This is a genomic window from Ewingella sp. C233, assembly GCF_055407225.1.
In genome coordinates this window covers 483,039-503,842 of the sequence record NZ_JBUZRI010000001.1, presented here as the reverse complement: position 1 = coordinate 503,842, position 20,804 = coordinate 483,039, and the positions used below count along the sequence as shown (strand labels likewise).

Below are 20,804 nucleotides of genomic sequence, written 5' to 3'. Positions count from 1 at the left end.
CTAGAATTCATTTCAACACTTAAAATAAACAAATCTTAATCTATGCTCTTGGACCCAAACATCCCAGCGCAAATATTATGTATATTCCAACCGATTACATCACCTACATTATTCTTTGTTTCATAAATCATCTTTGCTGTAATTCTACTAGCATCTACCCCAGAAGAAAGCTTAACTACTTCACCGGAATAAACACCATATTTAGCATTCAACTCAGGGATAAAAGATCGATAATGAAAGTAGCGAGGGACCTGCACTCCAATAATATAGTACTGCCCTGCCTTAACTTTATACTGAGATATCTCCTTACCTGAACCTTTTAAAGCCAGATTACGAGTAAGCAACCTTCTTTCGTTAACATCAAAACATCCTTCTTTCGTTAAAGTCGCTCTATATATTGACTGATTATAACTATCATCCAAAACGAATATTTCGGCCGAATCACTTCCATCGTAGCCAGAAAATTTAGGATATAAAGAATTAAATCCTGTACAAGAAGAAATCATTAAAACCAATGAAATACAACCAATTGATTTGTATAGTATTTTAACACCCATCATAGCTTTAGGTGTGATCAATGGCAATGAAAGTTCGTAAGACATATATTTCCCTAAAGAAACCTATAGCTCCCTGAGACAAGCGAAGATACTATTTTTTTCTTATTAACAAAATAAATATTTTCTCATACCTAAGATATTTCCATGAAAAAATTAAAACAATTATTTAACATGCATCTCAGTTTACCCAGAACTCCCGTTCCCGACCTTCGTAAAGAGGAGTTTTATGCAGAAAACGAATTGGTATCAGAACCGCTTTCAAAAAAGTTGAAATGCAATAGCAACTGACTTGTTACCTCTCCCAGCCATTACCTCTTCGGTTATCGCACCAACGGCAACAGGCCCAATCCCAGTTCGCAACTAACGACTAAAGGTAAATGACTGGAGCCGTTGGGGTTTGCGAACGGCCAACCGATGAGTATTACGGCTGAGAACGGGTGTTTGGTGATCAGGGCTGAGATGGGGGCTGATGCTACAAAGTAAAATCCCGGCTCAACAGGTGAGCCGGGATCTGTGTTTATCTGCGCTGATACATATTGAATCGATATATTGACCAAATCACCACACCAATAATAGCACCTACCCCCCCCATTTTTGCTATACGTATCCAATTAAGTTGGAAAACTGTTTTATCAGTTAACATCCACTCAATGACGAAAGCAGCAAATGAACATGCCAAGGCATATACAAAAATCATCAACATTAAGAATATCAATGGATGTTTCATTATTTAGCCTCTTCTTTCACTGATTTATTATTGATAATTACACCGCTATACTCTTGTCCAAATGCGCCTATTGCTCCTCCCGAAATGCCAGGTATAGGGCTCATCTCGCCACCTTTAAACAAGAATCCAGGACCAAACGAACTCTCGGAATATTTTAATGCATTGCTGCTTGCAGGCATACCAAAGTAATCTTTGATAATTCGGGCTTCTAACTGACTAGTAATGAGAGAACCACCGGCAAAACCAATCCCAGTACCTGCCGCCGCTCCCATCATTGCAGCCCGCGAATCCTGTCCCGTAACCTGACTAGTGAAATATGCATTACCTACGTTCAACATCAAGTTGGAGTTCAATGATTTGCCAACGCCCCCAGCCCCAGTGAGCCCAGAGGTGGCAAAACTAAGATAATCAAATTTCTCACCTGTATTACCAGTCATGAGTTGCACACCACCATTTGCAGCATAGCCCATACCACCACCTATTAGTTTATTCCCGATAGTAGTAGAAGAGGTAAACACAGAACCCGTTCCGGCGACTAATCCCCACGTATTTTCAGGCTCACCAATGAAAGCCAATGCTCTATCGCCTTGAGAAGTGTTCTTGATTATATAGTTCAGATCGTAGCCATTCTGATTAAGAATATAAGCTTTAACGTCTTCATTATCTAATGAACCATATAACCAGCTAGGGCGATCAGGGTCAGCTGCAATCAATCCCCCTTCAACGTTCCACTTATCTTCGCCGCTCAATGCAGTTAATGGATCTGTCGCTAATTTCTGCTGCAATTCATCGCGGTTATCTTTATTTTTTGCTTCATACTTACTAATTACCGCATCGCAGTTTCCACCTGAAGCTTTACACGCAGTCATTTCTTTATCGAATGCGCGAGCCTCATCAAAACTCAGATAGTTATTCTCAACGTTTAGGAAACCCAGCCAGTAAACCAGGGTTCTGATCTCAGTTCAAAATATCTACTGATACATTGCCAGTGTCGAAAAACTCTTTAAATATTCTGACAACAAGATCAAAGTCTTTTATTATTTGTCGCTCAGGCCAATAATCACCTAAAAGCAATATTTGCTCATTCGGTAGAGATGAATCCCAGTAAAAACGGACCTTATAGTCATCGTCAGTTTCTTCACCAAGAGTTAGTATATAATTGTCGTTCTGTGCTCTTACCTGAAGCATATCAGGTCCTATATTTCCGCCATCAAGGATATCAAGAGTCAGAGTTCCAGCATTACCTTTTAGTTTACTTAGGCATTCCTTAACCTCTTCCCATGAAGGAGATTTTTTTTTCCCGCCTTGACTATTAAGAGTCCATTTTAGGGATAAGTTCATTTCTATTTTTTCTCCTTGATGGATTTCATACCAGGCTGCCAATATAGGATCGTATTGGTTTTTTCTTCAACTATTGTTAAAGATTTCAAACCCGCTTTATCTGCCATTGCGGCAATATCACCTTTGCAAAAACCACATACAGGCTCTAATGATACGGTTAATGTCATATCACGGCCTTTCGTGATACCTTGTTCAAAAGCTTGCTGAATAACACCAATTTCTGCATGAGCTGTCGCCATATTTCCATTTGGGAAGGTTCTACCTTCACTTTCAATTTTTGCTACAATCCTGCCGTTAATAAGTGTTGGTCGACTTGCATCACCAAGGAAAAAGTCAGGCCTACCGCCTTGGTTCGTATCAGCAAAGAATGTACCTGTTTGAGGGTCAGTCAACTCTGCCGTCACTTTAGGATTTGCAGAAGGTGTTCTGGGATCAAGAGGTTGAGAATTCTCTGCCCACCCAGTACCTTTATTTGGAGAAACAATACCTGTCTCTCCTTTCGATATTACGCTATTCCCAGCTACACCACCAAAGATTGCCGCAGTACCCAGCCCGAGATTAAGTGCACCTTCTCCGTACTTGCCGTCAATGACCTGACCAATGCCCGTTCCCGTCTGATAAGCCCCACCTACGGCTAATGCTCCACGAGCAATTGCACCCTGGCCTCCTGGTAAAGCCAGTAAAGCATCAGTGCCAATAGCAGCCTGACCAGACTGAATACTGTACCCTTGCAGATAACGAACAGCTTCATTATAGGCCTGTACATTATTCGTAGACGCCATAAACGCTCCTCCACTAACAAGTACTTTTATAGCCTCAGCAGCCTTTTGCGGTGAATATCCGTACATTGTCTGTAATTCAAGACCATATTGGTTGAGTAAACCGGCTAGTTCTTGCTTTTGCTCGTCACTTAGTGGCTGACCTTGCTGGTATTTATCCAACAAAAGATTGCTGGCACGGTCTTCATTGGTCAACCTCACGATCGTCTGCGAAGCTTCTACCAGGTTCTTACCGGTTTTCTGGTCTTCGATCGCTTTATTCAGCGTTTCAGCTTTGTGTGGACTAAGGAAATTATTCTCAACCGTTGTCTTCCCGGCCTGCGCCCCCGCCATTGCATCAGCACTAGAGTCGCCCGTCAACCCGCCAGCGAGCCCTGCTGCCAGTGTGCTCAGGGCAGAGATGGTCTGTTTCTCAGTTTCAGATAGCTCGCTGACCGGCTTACCGTACATATCCCGCGCAATAATACCCGCCATTACTTCGGCGGTCACGGCCCCTGCGGCACCCGCTATGGCGCTGTTACCCTGCACATTCGCCAATACCGCGTTAACCACCGCGTGGGCCATCAGCCGTTCAGGGCCATCCTCCGTCGTTTTGGCGATGATATTGGCCAGATACGGCGCACTCCCGCCCGCGATGGCTTTCGCCATGTCGCCGCCGACCAGCCCCTGGATTGCCGCCGTGGCAGCCTGCGCTGCCATCTGGAACTTACCGCCGGTGCCGAAGCCGGAGTCAGTAAACGCTTTGTCGTAGGCGGCCTGGTAAATCAGCCCGTTGATGTCTTTTTCCGTAGCGACCTCGCCCGGATTCTTCGCGTCCCATTTGGCTTACGCCGTCGCACGGTCTGCCGGGTCGTTCTTAGCCAATGCCGCGTTCGCCGCGTTGGTCGCCTCGATTTTCCCCTGCGTGCGACCGATATCCATCACCTGCGCACCTATCTCACCTATCTTCTGCGCTTCCTGCAACCTCTCCTGCTCTTTCTCTTTATCAAAGATCGGGCTTAGCGTCTGGTTGGCGTGCTCGACGTCGCGGCTCAGCTCGGCCACGTCCTGTTTCTGGTTGTCTTTGTCGCGGATGATGATGCTGCCGTCCGAGATGGCCGATTTCGTGGTCGAGCTGTCGCTGCCGTTGCCGTTTACCCCGACCAGCAGCGTGCTGCCCATGTTCCCGAGGAACTGGTCGCCGATGCTGCCGCTGGTGCTCATCCCCGTACTCAGGTGTTCGACGTTGTATTCGGCCTGGTTCTCGATGTCGCTAAAGCCCAGCGTACCGGTGTCGAATACGCCTGCACGCCGCAGAGCGCCGACTTCATACCGTCCAGAGCCGATGAGTATTACGGCTGAGAACGGCTGTTTGGTTAACCATAATCAACTATCGAGGAGTTGATCATGTCTGAACGCTATTCTACGTCAGAACCCGCCACACCCCTAGCCCGCCGTTACACCGTCGGCTATCGCCCCAACGGCGGCAGGCCCAACCCCAGCCCACAGTTGACGATTAAAGGTAAGTGGCTGGAACAGTTAGGGTTTGCGACCGGCCAGCCGGTGAGTATTACGGCGGAGAATGGGTGTCTGGTGATCAGGGCTGAGGCTTAAAAGTAAAATCCCGGCGACTGGACCGGGATTTTGTAACATTATTCTTTTCTTAAATAGACACAATAGCCATTGTTGATTTTGATTGGCTTAGGATAGTCAAGCCGTTCCAGATGGGTACTAATAATAAAATCGTCATCAAAATCAGCAATGATTTCAGTCTCAACTTGTGATGCTAATTCTTCATCACAATCAGTGAATATCCCATCGTAATAAAAAAATAGATGGATATTCTTAGCGTCTAAAATAACAGCTACACATCTAATATTAGGGGTTACATTACCAAGTAATGCCCTTTGTAGGGATAGTTTTAAATAGTTAGATAAATCAGTGTCAATCATTAAAAGTAGCTCCTTACTTATACCTTTCATGGTCTTGCTGGAACAATATGAACACTATTCTTACCATAGTGAACAATGCCATTGGTTGTCGGTGTAGAGATCCCAGTTTGTGGGTCGATGTAATTTCCGATCACTTGACCGTAATTAATTCTCTCTTTTGAACCTGGAGTTCCGACGGCAACATTCCCAACCTGTTGACCACTCCCGACTTTCTGCAACAACACTTCCGAAGATGCTGTGATAGTACTTTTATTTAAACCCGCATCAGAAGCTATTTTGTATTCATTCGTACCTGGTATGTGTTTATTCTGTTGACCTTGGTTAATTGACACATTATTTATAGCACCAGAATTCGCCGTTGCCCCTTTGGTGGCAACCAACTGCTCAACCACATCCGAACTGACTTTCTTACCAGCCTGTTTCTCAACCGCAATCAGCGCTTTCAGTTCTGACAGTTCACTGACCGACATTTTACCTATTGCGCCGACGGTCAGACCAGCAGGAAGGGCATCACCGGCGGCCATTTCTGCTGCCCAGATACTCACTTCATTGGCACACAGAACTGGGGAAGCCGCGCAGGCACTCGCACCGGCCTGGGCCGCTGCGATAATTTCTGGGGTTATCGCAATAACTGCACCACCCACGGCACCGGCTCCCAATACCAGTGCGAGGGCATTATTAACCGCTTTACCAGGTTGACAACTTTCCGAGTCCGGCGCACTTGAGCATGACATCACATCTTTACCATGCTCTTGCACAAAGGCCAGGTGACCACCGTCATCACTGCCACCAATCAGATTGTTGTTAATCGCATTCTGCCCGGCCTGCGCTCCTGCAACAGCATCCGCTGAACTGTCTCCCGTAAGACCACCGGCCAGCCCTGCCGCCAGTGTACCCAGAGCACTGAGCGTTTGCTTCTGCTCTTCGCTCAAGTCTTCTGGCCTGACGCCCGGATACATTTCACCTGCAATGTATCGAGCCATCAGTTCACCACCGGCTGCGCCGGTCGCTCCGGCTAATGCGTTGTTGCCGTTAGCCTGTGCCGTTACTGCGCCCCAGACAGCATGCGCCATCGCGTTCGCGGCAAGGTTCACCGACCCATCCGCGTTGGTGGTCATATCATGAATGATACCGGCAACATACGGACTGGCTGCTCCTGCTAAAGCCTGTTGCATATTACCACCTGCCAGACCTTGCGCCAGTGCCGTCGCCGCCTGAAGCGCTCTTTGCAGGTCGCTACCTGTCCCGTAAGGAGCCATTGCCGTGGTGCTGACCTGACTGTTTATCTGCTCTTGCGTCGGGTTCAGGATCCCTTTGCCGGCCAGTACCTCTTTCGCCGCCTGGATTGCGTTCGGATCTTTCAGCGCATTAGCTTCCGCTATCTTGCCTTGCGTTCTGGCGATATCCATTACCTGCGCACCTATCTCCCCTATCTTCTGCGCTTCCTGCAGCCGCTGCTGTTCCCTCTCTTTATCAAAAATCGGGCTCAGCGTCTGGTTAGCGTGCTCCACGTCGCGGCTCAGCTCGGCCACGTCCTGTTTCTGGTGGTCTTTGTCGCGGATGATGATGCTGCCGTCCGAGATGGCCGATTTCGTGGTCGAGCTGTCGCTGCCGTTGCCGTTTACCCCGACCAGCAGCGTGCTGCCCATGTTCCCGAGGAACTGGTCGCCGATGCTGCCGCTGGTGCTCATCCCCGTGCTCAGGTGCTCGGCGTTGTATTCGGCCTTGTTCTCGATGTCGCTAAAGCCCAGCGTACCGGTGTCGAGGCGGTTTTTATCCGACGTCGCGGTCGAGCCAATCACCGCGCCGTTCAGCTGCGTGTGCTCGCCGACGGTGATGTCGAAACCGCCCTTGCCCGCAAAGATGCCGGTCTGCTCTATCACCGAGTCGTAGGTGCTGTGCATTTTGTCCTGGCTCAGGTTCACCGAGCCGCTGAACGTCCCTATGCCCCCGCTCACCCCTGCGCTGGCGTTCTGCTGTTTCGAGTCGTAGTTGTCGCTGTCCTGTTCGCTGGTCAGTGTCAGGTTACGGCCAACGTCCATCGTCACGTTGTCACCGCTCACCTGCGCGCCGGTGAGCGTGGTGTCGCGCCCGCTGACGATGTTCAGGTTATTGCCCGCGCTGACCGTGGTCTCGGTGTGCGTCACGCCGTTGCCGCTCTCTGAGCCTTTGCCTTTGTTCCCGCTGGCGTTGACCGTCAGGCCGCTGCTGTCCTGCCCGAAGTTAAATCCGGCACCTATCGAGCTGCCGTGGCTTTCGTTGCTGCCGTCAAGCTCGGTGGTGTTGAGGCCCGACCACAGATTCACGTCGCGGTTGGCAATCAGCCCGATGTCCTTACCCGCCTGCAACTGACTGCCCTGCACGTTGATGTCGGTGTCGGTGGCGTGAATATTGAGGTTGCCGCCCGCCGTGAGCGAACTGCCCTGACTCTGTTTGGAGGTCTGGGTTTGTTCAGACTTCGACGACTGGCTGCCGTAGGAGAGGTTCAGCCCGAACAGGTTCTCCGGGTCTTTACCTTCGGCCGCGCCAAGCTCACTCGCCTGATACGCCTGCACCCCGCCGAGCTATTATCTAACAATGTTAAAGAGCATTTAGCACAGCAGAGTATTGTGGGTTACCGCCCTAACCACGGGCAGCCCGATCCGTATCCACAGATCACCCTCAAGGGGCGCTGGCTCGGGCAGCTCGGTTTTACCACCGGGCAGAAGCTCGAGGTTATCACGCAGCCGGGACAGCTGATCATTTGGCTGGCGACTGAAGCGTAATTCACTGACGTATAACGTAAAATCCCGGCTCGATGGCCGGGATTTCTTATATTTCTATTTGATTGATTTTTAATATATCTTTTTTCAAGTCATCATTAACATCAGAAGGGTCAAGTTGGTTTATAACTTGTTTTATTTGGATAAAACTACTTTTCTGCTCTTTTAGAACATCACCTTTTATCGTCGATAAAGCAGCTATAAGCTCACCATCATAATATTCCCCAGCCAGCGGATCCTCCGTCAGAACATCCAACACTTTTGGCATTAACTGATCAATACACACTTCCTGACGTATAGCACGGCAGAGATCTTCCACTGTTAGATCTTCAATAGGTATATCAATGACACGTTCGAACCATTGTTCAAGCGGGGATTGTTGACTCGGCTCTTTGGCTACATTGATATTTCCTACCAGTTTACGGAAGGTGATCATATTCCATGTCCTTTCAGGGCTGATTCGATTTTATTAATGGCATCGGTTGCTCTGCCATATGCTGCTTGAGCTTCGGGATTATTTACATTTTTCAACGTATCTGCATGGTTCCTTAATCCCCTCAGAGTATTTTGCATTTCCTGCATATGATCCCAATACCCACCATCCTCTTTAGGTACAGGATTACCATCCATATCCTTGAGAGTTCCCGTAATATCATGATCCTTTAGAGCATTTTTTATTGTGTTATCAATCTTCTTGATTGCACTTTCTTGCTTCTGATTAAGATTTTCAGCAGGCTTTTCGCTTTGCTGTTTGGGATCATTTTCTGGCGTAGGCGGGGTACCTGTTCCAGATCCCGTTCCGCCAATCTCGGCTTTATCCGCATCAGTCAGATTTTTTCCTATATTCGGCGCACTGCCTTTATCCGAGTCAGACTGACTCTGCGCTGCTAGTATCGCCATTATCACGCAAGCGTCATTCGCCAGACAACCCGCGCTCAGCCCCTGTTTCGCGGCCTTCGTCAGCGCCAGTGCCGCTTGGTCATTCGGGTTTACGCTGCCTGCTTCTGCTGCCGCTGCCGAGTTCATCAGTGCCCATGCCTGCATCTGCTGAATCGCGCCGATACCCGCCATATTATTGCTGATTTCGTTCTGGCCTGCCTGCGCGCCCGCCATGGCATCCGCGGAACTGCCGCCGGTAATACCGCCTGCCAGCGCTGCCGCAGCGGTTCCCAGCGTAACCAGCGTTTGTTTTTGTTCTTCGCTCAGTTGGCTGACCGGCGTATCACCGTACAACGCATTTTTTATCGCTTCACCCACTAAAGCCGTGGTGGCTGCCCCTGCCGCACCCGCTGCGGCTGAGTTTCCTTGTACCGCTGCCAGCGCTCCGGCAACCACCGCATGGGCCATTACACGACTGGACTCATCCGGCGCAACCTGTTTAATCACTTCCGCCAGATACGGCGAAGCACCGCCCGCTATCGCTTTCGCTAAATCACCACCCGCCAGGCCCTGGATTGCCGCCGTCGCCGCCTGGAGTCCCTGCTGGATGGCGCTACCGGTACCGTATTTCGCCATTTCTGCTTTATAGACATCGGTCTTGCGCAGCTCGTCAGCGGACATTTCAGGATGCGCCTTTTTCGCCTCGCCCAGTCCATTCAGGTCCCCTTGCGTTCGCGCAATATCCATCACCTGCGCACCTATCTCACCTATCTTCTGCGCTTCCTGCAACCGCTGCTGCTCTTTCTCTTTATCAAAGATCGGCGAGAGCGTCTGGTTAGCGTGCTCCACGTCGCGGCTCAGCTCGGCCACGTCCTGTTTCTGGTTGTCTTTGTCGCGGATGATGATGCTGCCGTCCGAGATGGCCGATTTCGTGGTCGAGCTGTCGCTGCCGTTGCCGTTTACCCCGACCAGCAGCGTGCTGCCCATGTTCCCGAGGAACTGGTCGCCGATGCTGCCGCTGGTGCTCATCCCCGTGCTCAGGTGCTCGACGTTGTATTCGGCCTGGTTCTCGATGTCGCTAAAGCCCAGCGTACCGGTGTCGAGGCGGTTTTTATCCGCCGTCGCGGTCGAACCTATCACCGCGCCGTTCAGCTGCGTGTGCTCGCCGACGGTGATGTCGAAGCCGCCTTTGCCCGCAAAGATGCCGGTCTGCTCAATCACCGAGTCGTAGGTGCTGTGCATTTTGTCCTGGCTCAGGTTCACCGAGCCGCTAAGTCGGGTACGTCAGTATCCAGCATATTAAACGCGCTACCGGCATGACCACCTATTACAGCCGCACACCCAGCCTGCATCTTAAAGGCGACTGGCTGGCAGAAGCCGGGTTTGGGACAGATACGCCGGTCACCGTGGCTATTGAGCGCGGGCGGCTGGTGATTGAGACTGAGGTTAATGGCTGACGGGTAAAAGTAAAAATCCCGGCTCGAGGGCCGGGATCTATTAATACTCAGAGTGATAAATAATATTATAACTATCCCCAAGTTCTTCTTGAAGATGACGCGCTAGTTTATGACCGTCGTCAATAAATTGTTTTTCGTCCTCATTGCTTTTAAAACCAGACGAAGCCGGATCATCTATATTTAGTATGGCATCATACCGTTCGGCCCATGCTCTAAGCCTATGCTTTAATTCCGAAGATATAGGAAGTTCTTCCGGCGAGATATCTCTATAGTCTTCTGGGGAAACATCCCATAACGGATGACATTGATAATCAGCCATTAATTTAATTCTTCTCATTTCACTGAACCTCGTAAATTAGCACCTACGATATACCCGTTATTTCCTACAGTGACAGCAATATTGTATTTCTTGCCATTTATCACGGTTTCATAGATTGGGCGACCAGTACCAGTTCCTTGATAACCAACTATTTTACCATCAATCACAGCTTTCATTACCACATCAGGAATGCGTGCTTCTGACACACCTATTTGTGCAAATTGGCTACCATGCTCCTCGACAATATGCTGCAAACCTGCTTTAGAACTACCTTTTTCAAGGAAAATAATTTTCCCGCTGGAATCTTTTGCCGCACTAACAATGTTTTCAGGTGTATATTTAATCCCCTGAGCTGTCATTTCTTTAAACAATGATTTAGTCGTGAAGCTATTTTTTGCTATAAGAACAAGATCTTTACCCAGTACTCCTAGTGAAGCCACTGCGGCTTGGTTTTCTGGATCTGATATAAACGTCGCAAATTTCGTCCAAGCAGGACTATTAACATCTATTTTTTCTAGGTCTTGTGCATTCCAGTATTGAACATAGATTTTAGCTTGCTCATCAGTCATCACGTCCACACCAGGCAGATTTCCTATCCATTCTGGACGTTGTGCCATTTCCGAACCCATCTCAATGATCGGTTTGTCAATGTTCTGGCAAAGCAAAGGATTCTCAGCACATTTAGGATCGAGCGTTGCACTTTGCTCATCACTGACTTTCTTCCACTTATCTATTACTGTCGTACAGTCACCACCGGAAGCCTTGCAACCCTGCATTTCTTTATCAAAAGCGAGTCCTTGATCTGCACTCAGATAGTTATTCTCAACCGTTGTCTTCCCGGCCTGCGCCCCCGCTATTGCATCAGCACTAGAGTCGCCCGTCAACCCGCCAGCGAGCCCTGCTGCCAGTGTGCTCAGGGCAGAGATGGTCTGTTTCTCAGTTTCAGACAGCTCGCTGACCGGCTTACCGTACATATCCCGCGCAATAATACCCGCCATTACTTCGGCGGTCACGGCCCCTGCGGCACCCGCTATGGCGCTGTTACCCTGCACATTCGCCAATACCGCGTTAACCACCGCGTGGGCCATCAGCCGTTCAGGGCCATCCTCCGTCGTTTTGGCGATGATATTGGCCAGATACGGCGCACTCCCGCCCGCGATGGCTTTCGCCATGTCGCCGCCGACCAGCCCCTGGATTGCCGCCGTGGCAGCCTGCGCTGCCATCTGGAACTTACCGCCGGTGCCGAAGCCGGAGTCAGTAAACGCTTTGTCGTAGGCGGCCTGGTAAATCAGCCCGTTGATGTCTTTTTCCGTAGCGACCTCGCCCGGATTCTTCGCGTCCCATTTGGCTTGCGCCGTCGCACGGTCTGCCGGGTCGTTCTTAGCCAGTGCCGCGTTCGCCGCGTTGGTCGCCTCGATTTTCCCCTGCGTGCGACCGATATCCATCACCTGCGCACCTATCTCACCTATCTTCTGCGCTTCCTGCAACCTCTCCTGTTCCCTCTCTTTATCAAATATCGGCGAGAGCGTCTGGTTAGCGTGCTCCACGTCGCGGCTCAGCTCGGCCACGTCCTGTTTCTGGTGGTCTTTGTCGCGGATGATGATGCTGCCGTCCGAGATGGCCGATTTCGTGGTCGAGCTGTCGCTGCCGTTGCCGTTTACCCCGACCAGCAGCGTGCTGCCCATGTTCCCGAGGAACTGGTCGCCGATGCTGCCGCTGGTGCTCATCCCCGTGCTCAGGTGCTCGGCGTTGTATTCGGCCTTGTTCTCGATGTCGCTAAAGCCCAGCGTGCCGGTGTCGAGGCGGTTTTTATCCGCCGTCGCGGTCGAGCCAATCACCGCGCCGTTCAGCTGCGTGTGCTCGCCGACGGTGATGTCGAAACCGCCCTTGCCCGCAAAGATGCCGGTCTGCTCTATCACCGAGTCGTAGGTGCTGTGCATTTTGTCCTGGCTCAGGTTCACCGAGCCGCTGAACGTCCCTATGCCGCCGCTCACCCCTGCGCTGGCGTTCTGCTGTTTCGAGTCGTAGTTGTCGCTGTCCTGTTCGCTGGTCAGTGTCAGGTTACGGCCAACGTCCATCGTCACTTTGTCACCGCTCACCTGCGCGCCGGTGAGCGTGGTGTCGCGCCCGCTGACGATGTTCAGGTTATTGCCCGCGCTGACCGTGGTCTCGGTGTGCGTCACGCCGTTGCCGCTCTCTGAGCCTTTGCCTTTGTTGCCGCTGACGTTGACCGTCAGGCCGCTGCTGTCCTGCCCGAAGTTAAATCCGGCACCTATCGAGCTGCCGTGGCTTTCGTTGCTGCCGTCAAGCTCGGTGGTGTTGAGGCCCGACCACAGATTCACGTCGCGGTTGGCAATCAGCCCGATGTCCTTACCCGCCTGCAACTGACTGCCCTGCACGTTGATGTCGGTGTCGGTGGCGTGAATATTGAGGTTGCCGCCCGCCGTGAGCGAACTGCCCTGACTCTGTTTGGAAGTCTGGGTTTGTTCAGACTTCGACGACTGGCTGCCGTAGGAGAGGTTCAGCCCGAACAGGTTCTCCGGGTCTTTACCTTCGGCCGCGCCAAGCTCACTCGCCTGATACGCCTGCACCCCGCCGAGCGCCGACTTCATGCCGTCCAGCGCCGCCAGACGCCCGGTGCTCGCGGTCGTCGCGTCGTTGGCCGTGGAAACTGCGGTGTTTAACGCACTGCCCACGGCCCCCGACAACGCCAGCGTAAAGCCGCTCTGTTTTTGTTCCACGGTATGGGTCTGTACGCTCTGGTTGTCCGCCGCCAGAATGTTGACCTCTTTCGCCGTCAGGTTGATGTCCTTTCCTGCCAGTACATCTGAACCTTTTACGGTCAGGTTATTGCCCGCATTCAGGGTCACGTTACCCTGCGTACTGCCGACCGTGCTGCCGCTGCTGGTGATGCTGTTTTCTGTATCGGTCATGTTCAGGCTGTTGGTGCCGTAGCTCATTCCGATGCCACCGGTGCCGGAGAAGCCGGTTTTTTTGCTCTGGCTGGCCGAACTGGACTGCGTGGTGTTCTCCGCCGTGCCCAGCGTGATATTGTTGCCCGCCGTCAGGGAGACGTCGTCGCTGGCCACAATGTCGCTGCCCATTACGTTGATATCGCGGCCGCTTTGCAGGATCACTTCCTGCCCGCTCAGCATGCTGCCGTTGGCCGTGCTGCTGTGCTCTTCTTTCTGGTAAGCGGTTTCCTTGCTGCTCAGGGTGCCTTTACTACTGCTGCTGCCCTGTAACGACAAATCATGTTCGTCGCGGCTGGCCGTAAGGGAGATATCTCCGGCCGCCTTCAATCCTATCGTCCCCTGTTCACTCTGTACCGTGCTGCCCTGCACGGTGAGGTCGCCCTGCCGGGCGATCAGCGTGACGCCCTCTTTGGCAGTGAACAGGCTGCCTTGCGACGTATCACTGGCGATCTCTTCGTGACGCTGGCTTTGTGTTTTACCGGTCTGGCTCTGCTCGCTGTCGCTTGCCTTCAGCTGCTGATGTGCTTCTTTGATGGTCACCTGCTGGGCGCTCAGACCGATACCGCCGGAGGTACTCTCGACCTTCGCCCCTTCGGCCAGGAAGTTTCCGCCAGCCAGAATGGTGACGCCATTATCGCCGCCGAGCGTGCTGGTGTGCAGGGTATCTTCCCGGCGATCGTTACTGACTGTCGAGGTACGGCTGTTGGCGTCCAGATGGGTGCTATTGGTGGTGGTGTCAGCCAGCAGGGAGACGTTGCCTCCGGCCTGCACCTGGGTTTTACCAGCGGCTGAAGCCTGACTGCCCTGCAGGGTAATATCCTGCCCGGCCTTGAGACTGAGGTTGCCTCCCGCCGTCAGGTTGCTGCCGAGCGCCTGCTGCCATTCGCCGCTGATCTGCGCCAGACGATCTCCGGCTTCTTCCATTCCTTCACGCTTGCGGTTGCCCATGGAGCCGGCTATCACGCTGACATCCGCCGTGTTGGTGCTGCGGGCCGTGCCGATGTTCAGGCTGTTGCTGGCGCTCAGGCTGAGGTTGTCGCTGGCGCTGAGTTTTGCGCCCTGCAGGCTGATGTCACTGCCGCTCAGGCTTATCTCACGCGCACTCATGCTAGCCTGACGCAGCGCGTCTTGCAGGTTAGTGCTGAGGGTGATGCTGTCGGCCTGCACGTTGAGGGTATCGGCGCGGATATCACCTCCCGTTTGCAGGAACTGGCCGGTATCAATGCTCAGGGCTTTATCGGCAAACAGGTTACCCGCATTGTTGAGGCTGCCGGTGGAGAGCTGAAGGTTGCCCCCCGCGATCACCGCGCCGTCGCCGGTCAGGCGTATCGTGCTGTTGGCCAGATAGACTTTTGGCACCCAGACGGTCTGCGGGCCTTCGGCCGTGTCAACGGTTTCGCTCACCAGCCAGACGATATCCTGCTGTAAAGCGGCAATCTGTGACGGTGTAAGGGCCACGCCCGGCATCAGGTGGAAGTCCGTCGCGGCCTTGATGCCGTTGTTCATCAGCGACTGGTACTGTGCCATCGCATCGTCACCCTGAAGTGACGGGCGGCCGGTCAGCATCAGCAGTTGCTCACGCACAATCCGTTGTTCGTAGTAGCCATCCCCCAGTCGTTTGTGCACCTGGCTCGGGTCATAACCCACCCGTTCCAGCATATAGTCGCTGCTGATGAAATTGCTTTTATTAGCAAAACGCGGATCGGTGACCACCAGGTATGGGCTGGCAGGTGATGCTTGCTGGCGGAACAGGCCATTATTGGGAATGTTGGGCGCCACGTTGGCCAGATGCTGTTTGTCGGTCAGCGCCAGTTCAGCGGGCGTCAGTGGCCCGCTGCCTTGCGCCAGATCGGTATCACCCTGCTGCCAGCCGCCTGCGGCGATCTCCACACCGAGAGGGTTACGCTCCCACTCGGCACGTTCGGCAGCGGCGGCTTTCTGTGCTGCTTCCACGCTGCTGATTTGCGCCTGATTGACCGTGGTGTTCTCAAGATGCGCGCCACCGATCGTAACGTTGCCATATCCGCTGATCACACCGTCAATGGTGGTCAGGGCGGTGGTTTGATCCAGTCTGTTCGTCGGATACCAGTGTCCTTCGGCACGGTCATAGTGATCGACAATCACCTCCTGTCGCCGTTCATTGACCGAATACCCCCGGTTGATGATGTTGGCGGTGCCGTCAATGGTCAGGTTGCCGTTGGAACTGATGGTGCCGGCGTCGTTCAGCAATTGCTGCCCGATATGCAGCACCATATTGCCGCCGGAGAGCACGAACGCGCCGATACCGGCAGAGACCAGCTTGTCCGTTGTTGCCGTGCCGGTCACCGTGCGTTCACGCAGGTTATTGTAGTCACTCACCAGCGGCGCGTTGGCGATATCAAGGAATCGTTCTGGATCCCACACCACAGCCTGCCCGATATCATGTTCGCGGCGGAAGGAGTTTTGATAAGGGGTTGGGATAACGTCCTGGTTCCAGCCGCGCACGTCGTAAAACGTCATGGCATAGCTGCCATCGACATTGGGGATCAAGGCAAGATAGTTGACCCACAGGTTGACGAGTTGCCCGGTGTTGTCTTTCACGCGCACTTCCGCCCGCTTACCGGCGGCGTCGATGTTCAGCAACGTGCCATACGGGTTACTTTCAGCCGCCGTGTCATCGCGGAACGTCAGTTGCTGGGTGTTCGGCGCCATGGTGCTGACATCGGTATTCGCATTCTCACCAAAGGAGCGCCAGTAGTAGTTATAGCGATGCCATTTGTAATCGCTCGATTCTGCCTCGCGCGTGATCTCCAGCCCTTCGCGCAGGTTGTCAAAACGACGGGCCGTCAGGGTCAGATCCCCTTCGGCTTCAATATTGCTGGCCCGGTTCTCGATCAGGTCTCCGCTGGAGAGTTGTAACGTTCCGCCGCTGTAAATCAGCGCGCCATCACGGTTGGTCAGGCGTTCGCCGGTCAGCAGGCTGATGTTTTGCGTGGCCGCGATCAGCGCGTCGCGACCGTGGTTGTCAATGATCCGGCTGTTAACCGTCAGGTTATCGGCCATCAGCGTGGTCTGGTTATCCAGATTATCGCTGTCGATGGTCAGGTTATCGGCTTCGATACGCCCCTGATTAAGCAGTGCTCCCGTCGTCAGATGCAGTGTATTACCAACCAGACTCGCCAGATTATTCAACTGAGTGCTGTAGAGGGTCAGATCGCCCGGCAGCAGCCAGTCCGCCAGATTGGTCAGAACACCCGCCACCCGCAACGTGACCGCGGTATTACTGCTGAGGGTGTCGCCGGTACGGTGGGTGTAGTCCTGATCGACCGTCAGCTGCAACGCCTGCTGGCTGAGTAAGGTTCCGCCAAGATTGTCGAACGTGCGAGCGGTGACCGCTAACGTCCCGCCGCTTTGAATATTGCCGCCCTGATTAAATACCGCCAGTGCCGGAGAGGCTCCTGCGCTGATACTGAGATTATTATTGGATAAAATCGCGCCCTGATGGTTATCAAGACGCTCCAGCTGCGAGAGAGTCAGGGTGCCGGCGCTCTGTACACGGCCCGCAGTGTTATCCAGCGTTCGCGCACTCACATCAGTCTGCGTGGTGCCGATGAGCAGGCCGCCGTCCCGGTTATTTAACTGGCCGGTATGAAGAGTTAATGCGTCCTGACTGCTGATGATCCCATTGTTGCTGTTATCAAGGCTGTCACTGGTGAGCGTCAGCGCCTGACTTGAGACCAGTTGCCCCGCCCGGTTGTCTACAGCAGAACCGCTCAGCGTGAGTGCGCCACCGCTGTGGATTTTACCCTGCTGGTTATTAAGCGCGTTGAAGTGGTAATCGCCCGCGCCCTGGCTTATCACCATGCCGCCGACGTTATCCAACTGGTTAGCGGTCAGACTGAGGTTACCCAAACTGCTGATCACGCCTTGCGCGTTCTGTACGCTGTCGGCAACGATGTTCTGCGCCTGATTGGCGCGCACTGTGCCTGACGTATTGTCCAGCGCGCCGGTCAGTTGCATTTTGAGCTGCTGCTGGCTGTCGATAACGCCCTGAGTATTGAGCAGTTGGGCGGCGTTTATCTGCATCCCTTCGCCGCTTTGCAGTTTGCCTTGCCGGTTATCCAACTGGTCATTGAGCGTCAGTTGCAGCTGTTTCTGGCTATAAAGCAGGCCATTTTGCTGGTTGTCGATGCCCTGCGCCCGGACCGCTAACTGCTCTCCGGCCAGCAGTTGTCCACCCGCATTGTGCACTACGCCGGTCGCGGTGGTATCGGTAAGTCCCTGTAACCAGAGACGTGCCTGAGCGCTGATTTTACCGCCCTGATTGGCGATATCCTGCGCCGCACGCAGCATCAGGCTGGCGGCAGACTGTAAGGTGCCGGACTGGTTGTTCAGGCTGGTGACCGTCAGCGAGGCGTCCTGCTGGCTGACAACTTGCCCTTCCTGGTTATCAAACCCCTGACTTACCGCTGTGAGTGTGCCGAGACTGCCGATCCAGCCCTGATTATTGAAGATGTTTTCTGCCTGCAAACGCTGCGTCAGCTGGCTGATGATATTGCCCCTGCGGTTATCGAGCGCGCGGGTGAATTGCATATCCAGCGAATCCAGTACCTGAATCTCACCCTGCGTATTGATAAGGCTGAGCGCGCGTACCTTGCTGCTGCCACCGCTGGCTAATTTCCCGCCCTGATTGTCCCAGGCTCCGGCAAGATTTAAGGTCAGCCCCTGCTGGCTTTGTACCAAGCCGTGCTGGCGGTTATTCAGCTGGCCGCCCAGCAGCGACATCGCGCCACCGCTTAACAGCGTGCCTGCATCATTGTTGAACAGGCTGAGCGCGCCCCCCTGCCAGTACAGCGCCTGTTGCGCCGTCAGAGTACCCGCCTGATTATTGACGTCGCCGGTCGTATTGAGGGTTAAATTGCCACCCGATTGCAGCTTGCCTCCCGCGTTGTCCAGACTGGCGGCCGAGACATTTGTCTGCTTCGCGCCTACGGCACTGCCGTTGCGGTTATCCCAGCTTCCGGCGGTAGTGACATCCAGCACGTCACCGGCTTCTATCAGCCCCTGCTGGTTATCAAGGGACTGACGGGTATTCAGGTTCAGCTGCCCCTGACTGATCATCTGACCCTGTGCGTTGTTCAGCCCTTGTGCAGCGATGTGGATATTTTGACCCCGGATATCGCCAGCCTGATTGCTGAGCAATCCCTGACTGTTGAGCGTCAGATTGCCACCGGACAGTAATTTTCCCTGATGGTTGTTCATCTCCTGCCGGGTTGCCAGCGTCAGATCTGACTGACTTTGCAACGTTCCTAACTGGTTATCCAGCGCTCCGGTATCCAGTTGCAGACTGCCGTTGCTGCCCAATACACCCGACTGATTCGAGAGCAGGCCGCCGACACGCCAGTACTGCGCTGCGTTGTCCAGCGCGATGATCCGCCCGCGCAGGTTGTTGAGGGTGGCCGTATTCAGGTTGAGCTGACGGGTTTCTATGCTGCCGTCGGCATTATCCAGCGCACCGGTCAGGGCGAAGCGGCTTTCACCCGCTCCCACCTGTGACCAGATGCCGCCCTGATTGAGCAGGCTCTCGCCAGTGATTTCCCAGCGTCCGGCGCGGATTTCAGCCTGCTGCGTGTAGACATTGCCCTGACTGTTTACGGTGAGCTGATCGCTGTCCACCTGCGCTTGGTTCAGGGCAACATCGCCCCCTTTCGAGGTCAGTACGGTCTGCCCTGCGGCCAGTTTGCTCTGGCTGATGTCTACCCGGCGGCCTGTGATGTTAACCTTTTGCTGGCTCAGCAAACTGCCGCTGGCGCGGATATCACCCTGACTTTCCAGCGTTAAATCAGCCGGACGCACCAGCGTGCTGTTGGCATCGCTGCCCGCCAGAAGATGCCCGCTGCTGCGGATATCCTGCCCGGCGCGCAACGTCACGTTACCCGCCGCGGCCATCGTGCCGGACTGCGTGATCTCTCCCTGCCGGCTCTGCACATTGAGCTGACCCCCGCTGTAGAGTTTGCCCTGATGTTCGACGCTGTCGCGGGCCGATAAGGTGATATCCCCTCCGGCTTGCGTAGCAGGCTCCGCCTGCCAGATGAGTTTGCCTTCGCTACTGACCGTTAACGTCTTGTCGGCCTGCAGCTGTCCACCCTGATTGCGCACCCCCACCCCGGCCTCGGTGCCGACCATGCGGATATAGCCGCTGTACATGCCGCCCATCTGGCCCATGTCGATGGCCATCTCAGGCGAAGCGCCATCAGAACCCGCCAGTGGCGTGACGGTTTTACCATCGGCACTGATCTGGTTACGCCCGGCCACCACCGCGATCTCTTCGCGCGCCCAGACTCCGGCGTTTATCTGTACGGCCCGCGCCAGGACATCCGCATACTCGGTGTCATGGCGCGGATCGCCATTAAGGCCGCCGCCTTCAATGCGGATAAGCCCGCGCTCAACTTTATAACCTGCGAGGCTGCCATCCGCATTCAGTTGTGGCTTACCGGTAGTCAGCGTCATGCGCCCGGCATTGATGGTGCCGCAGCCGTCACACACAATGCCCGACGGGTTGGCAACCACGACCTGCGCTTTGCCGCCCGCCACTTCCAGAAAACCGCGTAACTGGCTGGGATTGTTACTGTTAACTTCGTTAATGATGACTTTAGCAGGAGCCGAATTCGGGTTGAGTTTGGCGTTGCCCTGAATGTATCCGCCCAGTTGGGTGGAGGTCATGACTGCGGAGTTGTTGAGGATCGCGCCCTGCTGGCCGACGTCAAATTGCTGGTACTGGTTGTGGGAAACACCCGCCTGATTGGGGGCATTGATATTGACCTGCGGCAACCCGTTCTGGGTGTTGATCACTTCAGGGCGCTGCGCGGGCGCAATCTGGCTGTCGGCAACGATCCCGCTGGCGAGCACCGGTCCGCTAAACAGAGCCAGCCCCATTAGCCACATCACAGGACGCAGGGTTACCCACAGACGCGCAATACCCGTCCCCTGGCTTTGACCGGGCTGTGTGCTACAACTGCTGGCCAGTTCTGATACGACCCTCAGCTCACCATGAGTACGGCTGAAGATGATGCGATAACATTGTTTGTTCATGCTTAA

General features: G+C 53.7%; 14 protein-coding genes and 4 pseudogenes. 5 read left to right on the top strand and 13 right to left on the bottom strand.

Features of this window, described 5'->3' with window-relative positions; genetic code table 11:
* Positions 1-35: 35 nt before the first annotated feature.
* Positions 36-602, bottom strand: coding sequence for a hypothetical protein (locus ACZRKO_RS02410; protein WP_463735668.1), 567 nt, complete (start codon positions 600-602; stop codon positions 36-38).
* A 345-nt stretch (positions 603-947) separates the two neighbouring features.
* Between ACZRKO_RS02410 and ACZRKO_RS02405 the strand changes: the two genes are divergently transcribed.
* Positions 948-1,040 (top strand): SymE family type I addiction module toxin, encoded by a 93-nt coding sequence (locus ACZRKO_RS02405; protein ID WP_463735667.1) that lies wholly within the window; start codon positions 948-950, stop codon positions 1,038-1,040.
* Positions 1,041-1,074: 34 nt separating this feature from the next.
* Here the strand turns inward: ACZRKO_RS02405 and ACZRKO_RS02400 are convergent, their stop codons facing one another.
* The 5 genes and pseudogenes from ACZRKO_RS02400 to ACZRKO_RS02380 all read right to left on the bottom strand — a co-directional run.
* Entirely contained in the window at positions 1,075-1,284 is a 210-nt protein-coding gene (locus tag ACZRKO_RS02400; protein WP_463735666.1) for a hypothetical protein, read from the bottom strand.
* Complete coding sequence (locus ACZRKO_RS02395; RefSeq protein WP_463735665.1) at positions 1,284-2,153, bottom strand: hypothetical protein; 870 nt, start codon at positions 2,151-2,153, stop codon at positions 1,284-1,286. Before ACZRKO_RS02395 ends, ACZRKO_RS02400 begins: the two co-directional genes overlap by 1 nt.
* A gap of 88 nt (positions 2,154-2,241) precedes the next feature.
* The gene (locus tag ACZRKO_RS02390) at positions 2,242-2,625 is read right to left on the bottom strand and encodes a DUF6911 family protein (protein WP_463735664.1); all 384 of its coding nucleotides are present in this window, start codon (positions 2,623-2,625) and stop codon (positions 2,242-2,244) included.
* A 2-nt stretch (positions 2,626-2,627) separates the two neighbouring features.
* Positions 2,628-3,473 (bottom strand): cytidine deaminase-like fold-containing protein, encoded by an 846-nt coding sequence (locus ACZRKO_RS02385; protein WP_463737447.1) that lies wholly within the window; start codon positions 3,471-3,473, stop codon positions 2,628-2,630.
* Positions 3,474-3,686: 213 nt separating this feature from the next.
* Positions 3,687-4,679 (bottom strand): annotated as a pseudogene (locus ACZRKO_RS02380) (VENN motif pre-toxin domain-containing protein); the annotation flags it as partial.
* Here ACZRKO_RS02380 and ACZRKO_RS02375 point away from each other — a divergent pair.
* Together ACZRKO_RS02375 and ACZRKO_RS02370 are read left to right on the top strand one after the other, a co-directional pair.
* A complete protein-coding gene (locus ACZRKO_RS02375) occupies positions 4,620-4,745 on the top strand; it encodes a hypothetical protein (RefSeq protein ID WP_463735663.1) in 126 nt (41 codons plus the stop codon). The pseudogene ACZRKO_RS02380 and the gene ACZRKO_RS02375 overlap by 60 nt on opposite strands.
* 45 nt (positions 4,746-4,790) lie before the next feature.
* Positions 4,791-4,997, top strand: a complete 207-nt coding sequence (locus ACZRKO_RS02370; protein WP_463735662.1) for a SymE family type I addiction module toxin — start codon at positions 4,791-4,793, stop codon at positions 4,995-4,997.
* Between the two features lie 38 nt (positions 4,998-5,035).
* Here the strand turns inward: ACZRKO_RS02370 and ACZRKO_RS02365 are convergent, their stop codons facing one another.
* The 3 genes and pseudogenes from ACZRKO_RS02365 to ACZRKO_RS02355 all read right to left on the bottom strand — a co-directional run.
* Positions 5,036-5,335: a hypothetical protein gene (locus ACZRKO_RS02365; RefSeq protein WP_463735661.1), complete on the bottom strand. Its 300-nt coding sequence runs from the start codon at positions 5,333-5,335 to the stop codon at positions 5,036-5,038.
* A 26-nt stretch (positions 5,336-5,361) separates the two neighbouring features.
* The gene (locus ACZRKO_RS02360; RefSeq protein WP_463737446.1) at positions 5,362-5,979 is read right to left on the bottom strand and encodes a polymorphic toxin type 50 domain-containing protein; all 618 of its coding nucleotides are present in this window, start codon (positions 5,977-5,979) and stop codon (positions 5,362-5,364) included.
* A pseudogene (locus ACZRKO_RS02355) lies at positions 5,977-7,899 on the bottom strand (hemagglutinin repeat-containing protein); the annotation flags it as partial. The gene ACZRKO_RS02360 and the pseudogene ACZRKO_RS02355, both read right to left, overlap by 3 nt.
* On the opposite strand from ACZRKO_RS02355, the gene ACZRKO_RS02350 reads away from it, so the two are divergent.
* Positions 7,885-8,100 carry a SymE family type I addiction module toxin gene (locus ACZRKO_RS02350; RefSeq protein ID WP_463737445.1) on the top strand — a complete coding sequence of 72 codons (216 nt, stop codon included), beginning with the start codon at positions 7,885-7,887 and terminating at the stop codon, positions 8,098-8,100. The pseudogene ACZRKO_RS02355 and the gene ACZRKO_RS02350 overlap by 15 nt on opposite strands.
* A gap of 46 nt (positions 8,101-8,146) precedes the next feature.
* On the opposite strand, the gene ACZRKO_RS02345 is transcribed toward ACZRKO_RS02350, so the two are convergent.
* Both ACZRKO_RS02345 and ACZRKO_RS02340 read right to left on the bottom strand, forming a co-directional pair.
* Positions 8,147-8,533 (bottom strand): contact-dependent growth inhibition system immunity protein, encoded by a 387-nt coding sequence (locus ACZRKO_RS02345; RefSeq protein ID WP_463735660.1) that lies wholly within the window; start codon positions 8,531-8,533, stop codon positions 8,147-8,149.
* 635 nt (positions 8,534-9,168) lie between these two features.
* Positions 9,169-10,248 (bottom strand): annotated as a pseudogene (locus ACZRKO_RS02340) (VENN motif pre-toxin domain-containing protein); the annotation flags it as partial.
* Between the two features lie 14 nt (positions 10,249-10,262).
* Here ACZRKO_RS02340 and ACZRKO_RS02335 point away from each other — a divergent pair.
* Positions 10,263-10,433 (top strand): annotated as a pseudogene (locus tag ACZRKO_RS02335) (SymE family type I addiction module toxin); the annotation flags it as partial.
* A 40-nt stretch (positions 10,434-10,473) separates the two neighbouring features.
* Here the strand turns inward: ACZRKO_RS02335 and ACZRKO_RS02330 are convergent.
* Together ACZRKO_RS02330 and ACZRKO_RS02325 are read right to left on the bottom strand one after the other, a co-directional pair.
* Entirely contained in the window at positions 10,474-10,752 is a 279-nt protein-coding gene (locus ACZRKO_RS02330) for a hypothetical protein (RefSeq protein WP_463735659.1), read from the bottom strand.
* Positions 10,753-10,766: 14 nt separating this feature from the next.
* On the bottom strand, positions 10,767-20,798 hold the full coding sequence (locus tag ACZRKO_RS02325) for a hemagglutinin repeat-containing protein (RefSeq protein WP_463735658.1): 10,032 nt from the start codon (positions 20,796-20,798) through the stop codon (positions 10,767-10,769).
* Positions 20,799-20,804: the final 6 nt, after the last annotated feature.

Excerpts from the sequence above, each read along its gene's own strand:
- ACZRKO_RS02410 (WP_463735668.1), bottom strand. The coding sequence starts at position 602 with ATGTCTTACGAACTTTCATTGCCATTGATCACACCTAAAGCTATGATG.
- ACZRKO_RS02400 (WP_463735666.1), bottom strand. The coding sequence starts at position 1,284 with ATGAAACATCCATTGATATTCTTAATGTTGATGATTTTTGTATATGCC.
- ACZRKO_RS02395 (WP_463735665.1), bottom strand. The coding sequence starts at position 2,153 with ATGACTGCGTGTAAAGCTTCAGGTGGAAACTGCGATGCGGTAATTAGT.
- ACZRKO_RS02390 (WP_463735664.1), bottom strand. The coding sequence starts at position 2,625 with ATGAACTTATCCCTAAAATGGACTCTTAATAGTCAAGGCGGGAAAAAA.
- ACZRKO_RS02385 (WP_463737447.1), bottom strand. The coding sequence starts at position 3,473 with ATGTACGGATATTCACCGCAAAAGGCTGCTGAGGCTATAAAAGTACTT.
- ACZRKO_RS02370 (WP_463735662.1), top strand. The coding sequence starts at position 4,791 with ATGTCTGAACGCTATTCTACGTCAGAACCCGCCACACCCCTAGCCCGC.
- ACZRKO_RS02365 (WP_463735661.1), bottom strand. The coding sequence starts at position 5,335 with ATGATTGACACTGATTTATCTAACTATTTAAAACTATCCCTACAAAGG.
- ACZRKO_RS02345 (WP_463735660.1), bottom strand. The coding sequence starts at position 8,533 with ATGATCACCTTCCGTAAACTGGTAGGAAATATCAATGTAGCCAAAGAG.
- ACZRKO_RS02330 (WP_463735659.1), bottom strand. The coding sequence starts at position 10,752 with ATGGCTGATTATCAATGTCATCCGTTATGGGATGTTTCCCCAGAAGAC.
- ACZRKO_RS02325 (WP_463735658.1), bottom strand. The coding sequence starts at position 20,798 with ATGAACAAACAATGTTATCGCATCATCTTCAGCCGTACTCATGGTGAG.